Here is a 14533-nt window from a genome sequence, read left to right on the forward strand (position 1 = left end):
TCAACTCCTTAATCCGCCAGGGCAATCGGCCCGATTTCATCGAACACATCACCCGGCCCCGGGTTCTCGGGGTGAGTGCTGCCGCCGAAGTGGGTCATGATGCCCCACACTGCGTTCAGCGAGGTTTGCACGGCGCCTTCGACCCAGGCCGGCGTCCAGGACACATCGTCACCGGCGATAAAAATCCCACGCTGTTCGGCGGGCATGTCCTTCTGCATGAAGTGCGCGTACATGCGCTGGTTGTAGCGATAGTGACCCGGCAACGCGCCCTTGAAGGCCCCGAGGAAGTGCGGGTCGGCTTCCCAGGACACGGTGATTGGATCGCCAATGATGCGCGCCTTGATATCGACCTTCGGGTAGATCTTTTTCAGCGCATCGAGGGCCAGCTTCACCCGCTTGTCGATGGGCTGCGGCAGCATTTTCAGGGCGTCGCTCATCCACGAGTACGAGAGGCAGATCACCCCCGGCTTGTCGTCGCCGTTATCGAACAGGTAGGTGCCCCGGGTCAGGCGGTCGGTGAGGGTCATGCTCATCAGGTCGCGGCCGGTTTCCGGGTCTTTGTCTTTCCAGAACGGGCGGTCGACCATCACGAAAGTTTTTGATGACTGCATGTAGCGCGTGCGGTCCAGGGCCATCCACATTTTTTGCGAGAACAGGCTTTCGTCGCATTCGATCTGGGTGGTCAGCAGCCAGCTCTGGCAGGTGGTCAGCACGGCGGCGTATTCACGGGTGTCGCCATAGTTGTCGGTGACGGCGAAACGGCCATCGGCGGCGTGGGCAATGCGTTTGACGCCCGCGCGTGGCGCGCCGCGATGCAGTGAACTCAGGCTGGTGCCGGCCGGCCAGTGGGCGCAACGCTGCGGCACATGGCGCCAGATGCCCATGGGCACCTGGGCCACGCCGCCGACCACCAGGTGTTGGTGGTCGTCGCAGTTGGTCATCACCACGCGGAAGATTTCCAGCATCGAGTTGGGGAAATCCGAGTCCCAGCCGCCGGTGCCGAAACCCACCTGGCCGAAGACTTCACGGTGCAGGAACGACAGCTTGGCGAACGCCTTGGAGGTGGCGACGAAGTCGTAGAAGGTGCGGTCATCCCACAGCGGCACCAGCTTGTTCCACAATTCCTTGAGGCGCGGTACATCGCGGTCGCGGATGGCCTGCTGGATATCACCGAACTGTGAACCGTCTTCCAGCGCATCGGCCCAGGCGTCGGCGACTTCCTGGAACAGCACCGGCAAGTCGGAGAGTTTTTGTGCGTAGTGGGTCTGGCCTTCAAGGTCGATGACCGTGCTGCCGGAGGCCGGGGTCAGCGGGTTGGGGAAGGGTTTGGTTTCCAGGCCGAGCTTGTCCACATAGTGGTAGAACGCCGTCGACGATACCGGAAAACGCATGCCGCCCAGCTCGGCGATGATGCCTTCGGCGCCTTCAAAGGCTTGGGAGCGCAAGCGGCCGCCCATTTTTGAGGCTTCATACACCACCGGCTTGAGGCCCAGCTTCATCAACTCGTAAGCGGCCACCAGGCCCGCGATCCCGGCACCGACGATCGCCACTTCGGCGCCATGGTTGGCGGCGGGGATGCTGCCCAGGCCGGCGGGGTGTTCGATCCAGTCATCAAAGGCGAACGGGAAGTCCGGGCCGAAGATGGTGATGGGTTTTTTACCGTCTGCAGGGTGGCGATTGCTTTTGTTGGACGTGTTCATGGCTGACCTGGCTGATGACTCGGCGGGGCACGACCCGCTGAGTATAGGAAATGATGGCAGCCAGTTTAGGGAGTGTAGCGTTCGTTAATAAGACGCAAAGTGTCGTCGGATTGATCTGTTTTTAGTCAGAATGACGAAGCTGTTGGTCAGATTGGTTGGCCGCGATCCAGTTTGTTACTGAGGATGATCGATGTGGTGGTTTTTTCCACGCCGTCGACGCTGCCAATCTGGTCGAGCAATTGGTCCAACTGCTCCGGCGAATCCGTGCGCAGCCAGGCCACATAATCAAACTCGCCACTCACCGCGCACAACTGCTGCACCTGGGCCATGGCACTCAACCGGCGCAACACTTCTTTGCCCGAGCGCGCTTGTACGGTAATGCCCACATAAGCCTGCAAACCACCATCGACCACCCGCTGCCCGAGGCGCACGCCATAACCGGTGATCACCTGGGTTTTCTCCAGGCGTGCCAGGCGTGACGTCACCGTGGTGCGCGCGATACCCAACTGCCGGGCGAGCATGGCCACGCTTTCGCGGGCGTTGATCTGCAGGGCGGCGATCAGTTGGCGGTCGATTTCATCTAGGGCGGGCAAGGCGAGGGCTCCGATGCGGGGGGGCAGTGTGTTGGCATCTTACAGGTTGGCGTCGGCGAGCAGGCAGCGGGTAAACAGTTGCGGCACGGGCAGGTGGCGTTGACTGTAGCGGCTCAGCAGGATGATTTCGCGGTAAAAGGTCCGGCTGCCCAATGGGATGATTCGCACGTTGGGCGAGCGCTCCAGCCACAACCCGGCTTGAGGAATCAGCGATACCCCCAGGCCGCATTCGACCATCTTGACGATGGCTTCCAGCTCATCCAATTCCAATGCTACCTGCACGTCGAGTTTATGTTCCTTCAGGAATCGGCTGACCAGGCGACCGCCAAAGGAAGCGCGGTCATAGCGCACATGCGGCTGCGTCGCGAGCAACTGCAACGGGTCATCACCGGCCAACGTGTGAGGCACGATCAGCGCGAACGGCTCCTTGCGCAGCAGCTGCACGTGCAGTTCCTTGGGCAGGTCGAAGGGCGGGCGGATGATGATCGCCGAGTCCAGTTCACCGGCGTCCACCCGGCTCAACAACTCCAGGGACACGCCGGGTATCAGCTTGCACTCCACCGTCGGCGCCACCTGGCGCAAACGCACCAGTGCCTGAGGCAACAGACCGGTTTGCGCGGTGGTGATGGCTCCCACCTTCAACTCGCCCCGGTATTCGTTGGCATCCACCGGCACCGCCATGCGGTTGAAGGTTTCCAGGATCTCCCTGGCCAACGGCAAGGCACGCAAACCCGCAGCATTCAACGTGGCCTGGCGCCCGGTACGGTCGAACAACGGCACACCGAGCGCCTGCTCCAATTGGCGGATCTGCGCACTCACCGCCGACTGCGTCAGTCCGATATGCATACCCGCCGCCGCGAACGTGCCGTGGCGGGTTACTGCGATAAAGGTCTTCAGTTCACGCAGCATAGGTGTCTCGATTGATCGAAATAATTTGAGCTCGATGCAAAAACTATCGTCTTTTCATCGCTGAGGGCAAGGCTAAACTCGGGGCACTTAACGCCCATAGAGGTTTGACCTGATGACACTCGCCCCTTTCCACCTGGCAATCCCGGTCTACGACCTGGCCGCTGCGCGGCATTTCTACGGTGAAGTCTTTGGCCTTGAAGAAGGACGCTCAAGCGATCATTGGGTCGACTTCAACTTCTTCGGCCATCAATTGGTCATTCACGAACACCCGAAAACCGCCTCCCAGGAATCAGCCCACACCAACGCCGTCGACGGCCACAACGTGCCCGTGCCGCACTTTGGCGTGGTGCTGGGCTGGGAAGATTGGCACGCCTTGGCCGAACGCTTGCAGGCCCGGCAAACCCGCTTCGTGCTGGAACCGCATATTCGGTTCAAGGGGCAGGTGGGGGAGCAGGCGACGTTGTTTCTGTTTGATCCGTGCGGGAACGCGCTGGAGTTCAAGGCGTTCAAGGATATTGGGCAGTTGTTTGCGAAGTGAGGGCTTTTGCTGGTGGCGGATGTGCTCATGGCAACTTCCCATCACTTTATGTATCGCCAAATTGGCTATATTATTTTGGCATGTCTACCAAATACCGATTTCGCGACAAGTACCGCATAGAGCTGCGGGAAAAGGACCACCTGCCGCCCCACGTGCACTTGACGGGCGGCGGCGTCGATGTCTTGATAAGCCTTGAAACATGTGAGGCGATGCTGGGCAGAGCGCCGACGATGGTGCTGAAAGAGGCTTTGGCCTGGGTGCGAGCGCACCAAGACGAATTACTGGAGGAGTGGCATAAATGGCATCCATGAAACGCCCCCGCCTGCGGGCTGTGCAGGCGCGTCCCGGCCATGTGTTGGAGCTGACATTTATCGACGGCCAACAGTTTGTGCTGGATATGAGCAAAGACGTGGCCACCTATCCGGGGCTCAAACCGTTGCAAGCGGCCAAAGCCTTTAAAGGTGCGACCGTTGGCGACGATGGCTGGACCGTGGAATGGCCCGAACTGGACATTCAGATCGGTGCCGACACGCTGTACCTGGACGCATTGGCCCAGGCCGCACCGGATGAGAACACCCGGATCTTCATCGGTTGGCGTGCCCGCACCGGGCTTAACTTGTCGCAAGCCGCCGAGGCGTTGGGTGTCGGCACGCGTAGCATCACCCGTTACAGCAACGGGCGCGAAGCTGTACCGCGCACGCTGGCGCTGGCGTGCCTGGGTTGGGATCACCTGCAAGAGCGGCCCCAGCTGAAACGGGCCTGACGCCTTAACGGCGATACTGATCACGTTGCCCCCGAACCCCGCCCTGTGCGGGGTTTTTGTTAGCCTTTCAACGCCCTGGCAATCCCGTTCGCCACGGTGATTTCCATGCGTTTCCAATACTCACTTTCCTGCCACATGGCCGTGCCCAGGTTGTCCGCCGTGGGCTCGGGACGGCGCCACCCTGTTGTTGGGGGGGGCGGCGTTGAAGTACTTGGTCACGTCTTGGGGGGGGCGAGGGTGAACCCCGCGTTGGCGGGTTGCATGCCGGAGAATGCGGCGGGGTTTGGGGATGTGGAGAAGATTGATCGGGTGTACACGAATAATGAGATACGGCCGATCCGGCAGTTGTTTTTGCAGGTGAATAGGCGGTTGCGTGTGGATCGACGGTAGGGTGGGTTGAGCACAGATAGACATGTGTTTATGCACCCGAAGGGGCGCAAACAGTGATGGCTGGACTCACGTACAGGTTGAGGTCGGTGAGAAAGAAATTACGGGCTGGATTGCGCGCCGTGACCTACTGGAGTTTTAACATTTCAGGTGGGAGTGGACGTTTTGTGGAGGGGAAGGGAATTTTCACATTTTTCAGCACTGACTTTTCAAGCGGGGGTGTCAGTAATTTTGTGTTCGGGCATAACATGAGTAAGAGGTGCATGTATGCCAACCAAAAAGAAACCCGCGTTGCGAGAGCTGCCGAAAATCCCGAAAGAGCTTCTCGAGCAATTCACCGATGGTCCGATGACCGCTGAAGCCATCGAGGACGCGTCTGCGGCGTTCAAGAAGGCTTTGATCGAGCGAGCGCTGAGTGCTGAGCTCGGTCATCACCTGGGCTATCCGCCGGGCGCACAGCGCCCAGAGGATGAAACCAACCAGCGCAATGGCAAGAGCGGCAAGACGGTTCTCACCGGCGATGGCCCGCTCCGACTGGATATTCCACGTGATCGGGACGGCAGTTTTTCCCCTATCCTGATTCCCAAGCACGAGCGCCGCTACACCGGGTTCGATGACAAGATCATTGCCATGTATGCCCGTGGAATGACGGTCAGAGAGATCCGGGCGTTTCTTTCCGAGCAGTACGGTACTGATGTTTCTCCGGACTTCATCAGCTCTGTGACCGACGAGGTCATGGCAGAGATCGGTGCATGGCAACAGCGGCCTTTGGAGCCGATGTATCCGGTTATTTTCTTCGATGCTCTACGGGTCAAAATCCGCGAAGAGGGGCTGGTTCGCAACAAGGCGATCTACTTGGCCCTGGGTGTTTTGCCTGACGGAACACGCGATATTCTCGGCATCTGGATAGAAAATATCGAGGGCGCCAAGTTCTGGATGAAGGTTTTCAACGACCTCAAGACACACGGCGTCGAAGACGTGTTGATTGCTGTGACCGATGGCCTCAAAGGCATGCCAGAAGCGCTCAACGCCGTGTTTCCAGACACGACACTGCAAACATGCATTGTTCATCTGATCCGCAACAGCCTTGATTACGCGGCTTGGGACAAGCGTCGCGAACTGGCCAAGGCGCTTAAGCCGATCTATCAGGCGGTGACCGCCGAAGCGGCCGAGCAGGCGCTGGATGCGTTTGAAAGTGGGCCATGGGGCAAGCAATATCCGACGGTAGTGGCTGCCTGGCGTCGCGCTTGGGATCGTGTGGTCCTATTTTTCGTGTTCCCGCCGGCGATCCGAAAAGTGATCTACACGACCAACGCCATCGAGAGCATCAACGCTCAGTTGCGCAAGATCATCAAGACGCGTGGCCACTTCCCGACCGACGATGCGGCGACAAAACTGATCTGGCTTGGACTGCGCAATATCACCGCCAACTGGGGCTCAGCGGCCCATGATTGGAAAAGTGCGATGAATCAATTTGCGATTCTTTACGGAGATCGATTTATCAGGCCTACCTGGTAAAAGCAGGGCCTGCCTGACGGCAGGCCGTTACCGGCCCGCACACAAAATATCTGACAGTCCCTTTCAAGCTCTAGATACGACAAAAGCCGCGCAATGCGCGGCTTTTGAATTGGTGGGCCCACACGGACTTGAACCGTGGACCAAAGGATTATGAGTCCTCTGCTCTGACCAACTGAGCTATAGGCCCTGTAACAGGTCGCGGATTATAACGATGGTTTCCCCGCTGTGCCATCCGAAAAATCCTCAATGCTCATACGAAGAAACGTAGCAGCAAAAAGCTCCGGCGGCAGCGGCAGGCTGACGATGTAGCCTTGCATCTGTTCGCAGCCTTCGGCGGCGAGGAAGGCTTGTTGTGCGGGGTTCTCCACGCCTTCGGCGATGATGGTGAATTGCATGCTGTGGCCCAGGGCGATGATGGCGCGCACGATGGCGGCGTCGTGGGGGTCGTCGGGCAGGCCGCGGACGAAGGATTGGTCGATCTTCAGGTAATCCAGGGGCAGGCGTTTGAGATAGCTGAGGGAAGAGTAACCGGTGCCGAAGTCATCGATTGCCAGTTGTACGCCGAGGTCTTTGAGTTGGTGCAGCACCTCCAGCGCTTCTTCGGCCTGGCTCATGATGAAGTTTTCGGTGATCTCCAGTTGCAGGCAGCCCGGGTCGAGTCGATAGTCGCGCAATAGCTGTTCGATGCGTGCCAGCAAGCCGGGGTGGCGCAGTTGAGCGCCGGCCAGGTTCACCGACAGTGGGCCGAACTCCTCGAACGTGCCTTGCCAGGTGTGCAGTTGCCGGCAGGCCTGCTCCAGCACCCAATCACCGATCTGCAGGATCATGCCGTTCTCTTCGGCCAGGGCGATGAAGTGTTCGGGCGGTACGTCGCCAAAAGTGGGGTGATGCCAGCGGATCAATGCTTCGGCACCGATCAGTTCCTGGGTGATCAGGCTCCGTTTGGGCTGGTAGTACAGGCTTAGTTCGTTGCGCTCGATGGCGCGACGCAGTTCATGTTCCAGCGCCACGCGCTCGTTGGCCTGGGCGGTGAGGTCGCGGGTGTAGCTTTCGACCCGGTTGCGCCCCTTGGCCTTGGAGCGGTACATCGCCGCGTCGGCGTTCTTGACCAGCGTGGCGACGTCGGTGCCGTCCTGTGGGTAGAGGCTGGTGCCGATGCTGGCACTGATAAAGAACTCGTGCTCACCGGCCTGGAACGGCGGTGTAAAGCAGGCCAGCAGTTTATTGGCGAGGTTCTGGGCGTCGTTGGCGTGCTGCAGGCCGGGGAGCAGAATGATGAATTCGTCGCCGCCCAGGCGTGCCACGGTGTCGATGTCGCGCAGTTGCTCCTTGAGGCGTACGGCGATGTCTTTGAGCAGCAGGTCGCCGATCGGGTGGCCGAGGCTGTCGTTGATGTGTTTGAAACGGTCCAGGTCAAGAAACAGCACGGCGCCTTGTTTGCCGGTTTCCTGGTGGCCGTTGAGGGCGGCCTGCAGTCGACTTTCGAACAGCGTGCGGTTGGGCAAGCCGGTCAAAGGGTCGTGATGCGCCTGGTAGTCGAGGCGCGCCTGGGCCAGTTTGAGGCTGGAAATGTCGGCGAACACCGCGACGAAATGCGTGATCAACTGGTCGCGGTTGCGCACGGCACTGATGGTCAGCCAGCTGGGGTACAACTCGCCGTTCTTGCGACGGTTGGATATCTCGCCTTGCCAGTGCCCTTGGGCGGTCAATTGGTGCCACATCGCCGCATAAAACGCGCTGTCGTGCAGGCCGGAAGCGAGCAGGCGCGGGGTGCTACCGAGGGCTTCGGCCTCGCTGTAGCCGGTGATTTCGCTGAAGGCACGGTTGACGGCGCTGATGTTCTGCCGGGTGTCGGTGATCAACACACCTTCGGCTGTGCTCTCGAACACGGTGGCAGCTTGTTGCAGTTTTTCCTGCATCAGTTGGCGTTCGGTGATGTCTCGGGCGATGGTCAGCATGCAGTCGTCATCGCCAATCGGCAGTGGGCGGCTGGATAGCTCGCACAGGCGAATCTGACCATCGCTGCGGCGTATGTGGCAGATGAAGTCGCGCACAAAGCCATCGCGCTGCATCAGTTCGAGCATGTGTTTGCGTTCGTTGAGGTCGACCCAGATGCCCAGGTCCAAGGTGGACTGATCGACGGAGGCGGCGCTGTTGAAACCTGTGATCCGGCTGAAACCATCGTTCACTTCTATCAGCAGGCCATCGCGCTGGCGGCTCAACAGCAAGCCGTCGGGGGAGGCGTGGAAGGCCTTGGCGAATTTCTCCTCGGAGGTTTGCAGCTGTTGCTGGGTTTCCTTGAGTTGGGTGATGTCGCGCACCACCACCACGATGGCCTCTGTAGTGTCGAGTTGAAACGGCTCGGCGGAAATCAGCCCGGTGAAGGCTTGGCCATTGCTGCGCAGAAAGGGCATTTCCAGGTTGCGGATGCTGGTGGTCTGCAACCGCTGCAGCAGATCGGGGCCTGCGCCCTGGATGCCCCAGATGTTCAGCTCGGTAGCGGTTTTACCCACGACCTGTTCGGCTGTCAGCCCGACCTGGTCCTCGAACGCTTTGTTCACCTCCAGCAGGCAGCCGTCGGACAGCCGTGCAATCACCAGGATGTCCGGGCATTGCTGGAACACCGAGGCGAACTTCTGCTCAGACAGTTGCAGGGCCTCTTCGGTGCGCTTTGCCTCACTGATGTCGATCATCAAGCCGCGCAGCACGGGCTCATGGCCGTGCTCGATCAGGCTGACGATGTCACGCACCCACAAGCAACGGTTGTCGGCGGTGATGACCCGGTAATCAACGCTGTGGTCACGGTTGGCGCGGGTTTCGCGTTGGCAGTAGGATTCGGTGCGAATCAGGTCGGCGGGGTGAATGATGTTGCGCCAGAAGCCCGGAATCAGCCAGTGGGCCCGCGGGTAACCCAGCAGTTCCTCGGCGTGGGGTGATACATAGCTGTAGGTGAAATCGGTAACGCTGGCTTCCCAGGCGATCGCGGACAAGCTCTCCACCAGGCCGCGATAGTGGTACTCGCTGCTGCGCAGTTCCTGTTCGAGGGCTACGCGGCGGGAGATTTCCGAACTGAGCCGGCGATTGATCCGGATCACCACGGCCAGCACCGTACTCAGCAGCAACACTGTGGGCAGGCCGTAAGTCAGCAAGTCGGTCCAGAACGTACGGTGGTCGGTAAAGCTGCCGACCCAGTGTTGCTGGATCGCGTCGGTTTCCTCCGCGCTAAGGTCGGCCAGTACCTTGTCGAGGATGCTCACCAGCATTTTGTTGTCGCGCGGTACGCCCATCGCCAACTGGTAGCGGTAGGGCGTTTCGCCGCTGACGTACAAGCCGTCGAGCTTGAGTTGGCGCAGGCTCCAGACGCTTGAGGCGAGGTCGCCGACGACCGCATCCACTTCGTCCGTGGCCAAGGCTTGCAGCGTCGAACTCACATTCGGCATGGCCACCAGGTTGAGGTCGGGATGGTGCGTGCGCAGCAGTTCATGGGGCGCGTAGTTTTCCACCACGGCAATCTTCAGCCCGTAGAGATCCTTCAGGTTGCGCGGTTTGGCCCCGCCTTCGTGGGCCAGGATGACGATGGGGAAGTCCAGGTACGGGCGAGTGAACGCCATGTAACCTTGGCGCTCCGGTGTGGACATGATGCCAGGCAGCAGGTCGAGCTGGTTGTTGCGGGCCAGCTCCAGCACCGCGCTCCAGTTCACCGGTTCGATCAGCTTGACCCGTATACCCAGGCGATCCTGGATCAGACGCACGTAATCCGCCGCCAAACCTTGGTAGCGACCCTCTTCGTCACGGTATTCAAAGGGTGGCCATGACGCGTCCACCCCCAGGCGCAGCTCCTGATGGTCCGCCAACCAGCCACGCTCATCATCAGTGAGAGTCAACGCGCCAGCCGTTGCGGTCCAGGTCAGCAGCGACAGCAGTAACACAGTCGGCAATCTGGGCATAACGGTCTCGTTATGGCACGGGGAATGTTTCGAGTGTAGACGGGCATTGCGAGGGAGGGGCGTTGCGAGGGATTTTATCTATACAAAACAAAACCCCCGGCCTGGGCCGGGGGTCTGGTGTCACTCGTCGAGGAAGGAGCGCAGATGCTCGCTTCGCGTCGGGTGGCGCAACTTGCGCAGCGCCTTGGCTTCGATCTGACGGATCCGCTCGCGGGTCACGTCAAACTGCTTACCGACTTCCTCAAGGGTGTGGTCGGTATTCATGTCGATGCCGAAACGCATGCGCAGTACCTTGGCTTCACGGGCAGTGAGGCCGGACAGTACGTCGCGAGTCGCTTCTTTCAAGCTCTCAACAGTGGCGACATCGATTGGCGACTGCATGGTCGAGTCTTCGATGAAGTCACCCAGATGGGAGTCTTCGTCATCACCGATCGGGGTTTCCATGGAGATCGGCTCTTTTGCGATCTTCAATACCTTGCGGATTTTATCCTCAGGCATTTCCATGCGTTCGCCCAGCTCTTCCGGGGTCGGTTCGCGACCCATTTCCTGCAACATCTGCCGGGAAATACGGTTGAGCTTGTTGATGGTCTCGATCATGTGCACCGGAATACGGATGGTGCGGGCCTGGTCGGCGATCGAGCGAGTGATCGCCTGACGGATCCACCAGGTGGCATAAGTCGAGAACTTGTAGCCGCGACGGTATTCGAACTTGTCCACAGCCTTCATCAAGCCGATGTTGCCTTCCTGGATCAGGTCGAGGAATTGCAGGCCACGGTTGGTGTACTTCTTGGCGATGGAGATCACCAGACGCAGGTTGGCTTCAACCATCTCTTTCTTCGCGCGGCGGGCCTTGGCCTCACCGATCGACATGCGACGGTTGATGTCCTTGATCTCGGCGATCGTCAGACCGGTTTCGGTCTCAAGCGCAGTCAGCTTCTGCTGGCAACGGATGATGTCCGGCTGCAGGCGACCAATGGCTTCAGCGTATTTCGCCTTGCCTTTGGCCAGTGCGTCGGTCCAGCTTTCGTCTACTTCGTTGCCCGGGAACTGGCGCAGGAAGTCGGCACGCGGCATGCGGGCATCACGCACGCACAGCTGCATGATTGCGCGCTCTTGGGCACGCAGACGCTCCAGGGCACTGCGAACACGCTCAACCAGGCCTTCGAATTGCTTTGGCACCAGCTTGATCGGCATGAACAGCTCAGCCAGGGCCACCAGCTCGGCAATCGCCTGCTTGTTGGCGCGACCGTGCTTTTTCAGAGCCTTGCGGGTGATTTCCATTTGATCGGAAACCGCACCGAAACGCTGGGCAGCGATGATCGGGTCCGGACCGCTTTCGACTTCATCTTCGTCGTCGCTGGCTTCAGCGTCGTCGTCTTCGGAGTCGTCGTCCGCTTTCGCAGCCTTGGCATCGACAGGCGGCGGTACCTCAGCGGCAGGCGGCGCAATGCCGTCGTCCGGGTCGATATAACCACTCAGAACGTCGGACAGGCGACCACCTTCGGTGGTGACGCGGGTGTACTCGGAGAGAATGTGGTCAACCGTGCCTGGGAAGTGCGCGATTGCGCCCATCACTTCACGGATACCCTCTTCGATACGCTTGGCGATTTCGATTTCGCCTTCGCGTGTCAGCAGCTCGACGGTACCCATTTCACGCATATACATGCGCACAGGGTCGGTGGTACGACCGATATCGGTCTCCACAGCAGCCAGCGCGGCAGCCGCTTCTTCTGCGGCAGCCTCGTCGGTATCGGCGTCCGCCAGCATAAGGGAATCCTTATCTGGCGCAGCTTCGAATACGTTGATCCCCATGTCGTTAATCATGCGGATGATGTCTTCCACCTGCTCTGGATCTGAAATATCCTCAGGCAGGTGGTCGTTGACCTCCGCGTAAGTCAGGTAACCCTGCTCACGACCGAGAACGATCAACTCTTTGATACGTGACTGCTGTTGCGCTTTTCCGGACATAACACCCTATCCACTGAAGGTCTTGGCGGGCAAAAAACAAGCCGAGGATTATACCCGAGCTATGACCTCACACGCCAGCTGAGGTCGGGTTTGATGCGGAAACATTCTGTTTTAAGAGGTCGCGCATCTGTTTTGCTATCTGAATTTGCTCTTCAGCCGACAATCCCGGCTGCCTCGCTCTCTTGATCAGTTCATCGAGGGTCTGCGTGTGCTGACCCGCGGATAACCTAGTAATGGTGTCTAAAAACTGTTGTTCAAGGTTATCGCCGTCAATTAGCCACTCCTTTTCCGCGAGGGCTTTGAGCAGGCGGCCTTGTTCGGTGCCATGCCAACGAGCCATCAATTGAATTGAGTTTAGCTTAGGATTTTTCTGTACCGCCTCGATCAGGGCGATCAGTACCTGGGCATAGGTGTTGCTCTCGTTGGCAAAATGATCCGCGCTCTCGACTTTCTCCGCCAGCTGCGGGTGGTGGATGAGCGTGCGCAGGGCAATCAGCGTCGGCGCTTCCACGGCAACCGGGGTGCGCGGGGCGTAGGCCTCATCGCCGTCGCCGCGCTTGCCGTTCTTGCTCCAGGGTTTCTTGTCCCATTTCTTGCCGCCGGCACCGGGTTTCTTCGGCGTCCACTCCTGTTGGGGCGCGTAGGCCTCCTGGGGTTGGTGGAAGTCGGAGTAGTCCGGCATGGCGTCGTAATCCATGCCTGGGTCGTAGGCGGGTGGCGCTGCGTCATGCGGTGCGTTATGCACCAGCTGGCTGACGGCTTCGCCACTGAGGCCGGTGATTTCCAGCAGGCGCATGCGCATCAGGGACTTCAGGTTGGCGCCTGGTACTTTATCGATCAGCGGTGCCGCGAGGGTGGCCATATGGGCCTTGCCTTCGAGGGAGCGCGGATCTGCTTCTTCGGTCAGTTGCTGGAAGAAATAGTCGGCCAGCGGCTGCGCGTGTTGATTGATGCGCGCGCGGAATGCGTCGGTGCCTTCGGAGCGCACCAGGGTGTCCGGGTCTTCACCTTCGGGCAGGAACAGGAAGCGCGCACGGCGTCCGTCCTGCAGGCTCGACAGCGTAGCTTCGAGCGCGCGCCAGGCGGCGTTGCGGCCGGCCTGGTCGCCGTCGAAGCAGAACAACACGCTGGGCACCACACGAAACAGGCGTTTCATGTGTTCTTCGCTGGTGGCGGTGCCCAAAGTGGCGACGGCGTTGCGCAGGCCTTGTTGGGCGAGCGCGATCACGTCCATATAGCCTTCGACCACGATGATTTCATCGAGGTTGCGGTTGTTCTTGCGGGCTTCGAACAGGCCATAGAGTTCCTGGCCTTTGTGGAACACCGGGGTTTCCGGGGAGTTCAGGTATTTTGGCTTGTCGTCGCCCAGTACGCGGCCACCAAAGGCGATGATGCGGCCTCGGCTGTCGCGGATCGGGAACATCACGCGGTCGCGGAAGCGGTCATAGCGTTTGCCGGTCTCGGCGTTCTCCACCAGCAGGCCGGCGTCGATCATGGCCTTTTGCTGGAGGGTGTCACTGCTCAGGTGCTTGTACAGGTTGTCCCAGCCGGGCGGGGCGAACCCCAGGCCAAAGTCGCGGGCAATTTCGCCGGTGAGGCCGCGTCCCTTGAGGTAGTCGACGGCGGCCTTGCGCTGCGGATGGCTTTTAAGCGCCTGACGGTAGAAGTCGGCAGCGGCGGTCAGCAGCGGGTACAGCGGCGAATCGGTGGGTTGCCGCGGTTTGTGCGGGCGGCCGCTTTCTTCGCGGGGGATTTCCATGCCGGCGGCTTTCGCCAGTTCCTCGACGGCCTGGGGGAAGTCCAGGTTGTCGTGGTCCATGATGAAGCCGAGGGCATTACCGCCCGCGCCGCAGCCGAAGCAGTAGTAGAACTGCTTGTCGGGGCTGACGCTGAACGACGGGGTCTTTTCCTTGTGGAACGGGCAGCAGGCGGTGTAGTTCTTGCCGGCTTTCTTCATTTGCACGCGCGAGCTGACCACATCGACGATGTCGGTGCGGTTCAGAAGGTCGTCAATAAAGCTCTGGGGAATCAGCCCGGCCATGGCGTTCTCGTCATCACTGCGTGTAAATGAGGGCCCGTGAGGTGTTCAAGCGCGCGTATCGAGTGCTCGAGCATCCAGCGACTGCATGGGTTGTACGGAAGTGTATCTGCCGAATATTCACTGACGTTAGTTTCTGATCAGTCTTCGGTGTGGAAATGTTGCCCCGGCG

11 protein-coding genes, 1 tRNA gene and 1 pseudogene are annotated in these 14533 nt (G+C 59.8%); 5 read left to right on the forward strand and 8 right to left on the reverse strand.

The genetic code is table 11. From position 1 onward, the window contains the following. Positions 1 to 8 precede the first annotated feature (8 nt). The 3 genes from NL123_RS02795 to NL123_RS02805 all read right to left on the reverse strand — a co-directional run bounded on the left by NL123_RS02795 (position 9) and on the right by NL123_RS02805 (position 3202). Complete coding sequence (locus NL123_RS02795; protein WP_494357184.1) at positions 9 to 1700, reverse strand: flavin monoamine oxidase family protein; 1692 nt, start codon at positions 1698 to 1700, stop codon at positions 9 to 11. 146 nt (positions 1701 to 1846) lie between these two features. Beyond that, complete coding sequence (locus NL123_RS02800) at positions 1847 to 2293, reverse strand: Lrp/AsnC family transcriptional regulator (RefSeq protein ID WP_010206997.1); 447 nt, start codon at positions 2291 to 2293, stop codon at positions 1847 to 1849. 39 nt (positions 2294 to 2332) lie between these two features. Beyond that, positions 2333 to 3202: a LysR family transcriptional regulator gene (locus NL123_RS02805; RefSeq protein ID WP_248484962.1), complete on the reverse strand. Its 870-nt coding sequence runs from the start codon at positions 3200 to 3202 to the stop codon at positions 2333 to 2335. A 112-nt stretch (positions 3203 to 3314) separates the two neighbouring features. Here NL123_RS02805 and NL123_RS02810 point away from each other — a divergent pair, with 112 nt between their 5' ends. The 3 genes from NL123_RS02810 to NL123_RS02820 all read left to right on the forward strand — a co-directional run bounded on the left by NL123_RS02810 (position 3315) and on the right by NL123_RS02820 (position 4503). Further along, positions 3315 to 3740, forward strand: a complete 426-nt coding sequence (locus NL123_RS02810; RefSeq protein WP_058424751.1) for a VOC family protein — start codon at positions 3315 to 3317, stop codon at positions 3738 to 3740. Positions 3741 to 3820: 80 nt separating this feature from the next. Continuing rightward, positions 3821 to 4051 (forward strand): DUF4160 domain-containing protein, encoded by a 231-nt coding sequence (locus NL123_RS02815; RefSeq protein ID WP_248484961.1) that lies wholly within the window; start codon positions 3821 to 3823, stop codon positions 4049 to 4051. Further along, a complete protein-coding gene (locus tag NL123_RS02820) occupies positions 4039 to 4503 on the forward strand; it encodes a DUF2442 domain-containing protein (protein WP_248484960.1) in 465 nt (154 codons plus the stop codon). The genes NL123_RS02815 and NL123_RS02820 overlap by 13 nt, the downstream gene beginning before the upstream one ends. A 59-nt stretch (positions 4504 to 4562) precedes the next feature. Here the strand turns inward: NL123_RS02820 and NL123_RS02825 are convergent, their stop codons facing one another. After that, positions 4563 to 4640, reverse strand: a complete 78-nt coding sequence (locus NL123_RS02825; RefSeq protein ID WP_494358279.1) for a DUF6890 family protein — start codon at positions 4638 to 4640, stop codon at positions 4563 to 4565. Between the two features lie 97 nt (positions 4641 to 4737). Here NL123_RS02825 and NL123_RS02830 point away from each other — a divergent pair. Together NL123_RS02830 and NL123_RS02835 are read left to right on the forward strand one after the other, a co-directional pair. After that, positions 4738 to 4893 (forward strand): annotated as a pseudogene (locus NL123_RS02830) (phage portal protein); the annotation flags it as partial. 264 nt (positions 4894 to 5157) lie between these two features. After that, positions 5158 to 6408 (forward strand): IS256 family transposase, encoded by a 1251-nt coding sequence (locus NL123_RS02835; protein WP_494357185.1) that lies wholly within the window; start codon positions 5158 to 5160, stop codon positions 6406 to 6408. 110 nt (positions 6409 to 6518) lie between these two features. On the opposite strand, the gene NL123_RS02840 is transcribed toward NL123_RS02835, so the two are convergent. The 4 genes from NL123_RS02840 to dnaG all read right to left on the reverse strand — a co-directional run bounded on the left by NL123_RS02840 (position 6519) and on the right by dnaG (position 14364). Next, a tRNA-Ile gene (locus NL123_RS02840) sits at positions 6519 to 6595 on the reverse strand. Between the two features lie 16 nt (positions 6596 to 6611). Then, a complete protein-coding gene (locus NL123_RS02845; RefSeq protein WP_248484959.1) occupies positions 6612 to 10355 on the reverse strand; it encodes a bifunctional diguanylate cyclase/phosphodiesterase in 3744 nt (1247 codons plus the stop codon). A gap of 120 nt (positions 10356 to 10475) precedes the next feature. Continuing rightward, the gene (gene rpoD / locus NL123_RS02850; protein WP_248484958.1) at positions 10476 to 12323 is read right to left on the reverse strand and encodes an RNA polymerase sigma factor RpoD; all 1848 of its coding nucleotides are present in this window, start codon (positions 12321 to 12323) and stop codon (positions 10476 to 10478) included. Between the two features lie 67 nt (positions 12324 to 12390). Beyond that, on the reverse strand, positions 12391 to 14364 hold the full coding sequence (dnaG, locus tag NL123_RS02855) for a DNA primase (protein ID WP_078050435.1): 1974 nt from the start codon (positions 14362 to 14364) through the stop codon (positions 12391 to 12393). Between the last annotated feature and the right edge of the window lie 169 nt (positions 14365 to 14533).

The organism is Pseudomonas sp. FBCC-B1565, assembly GCF_059133265.1.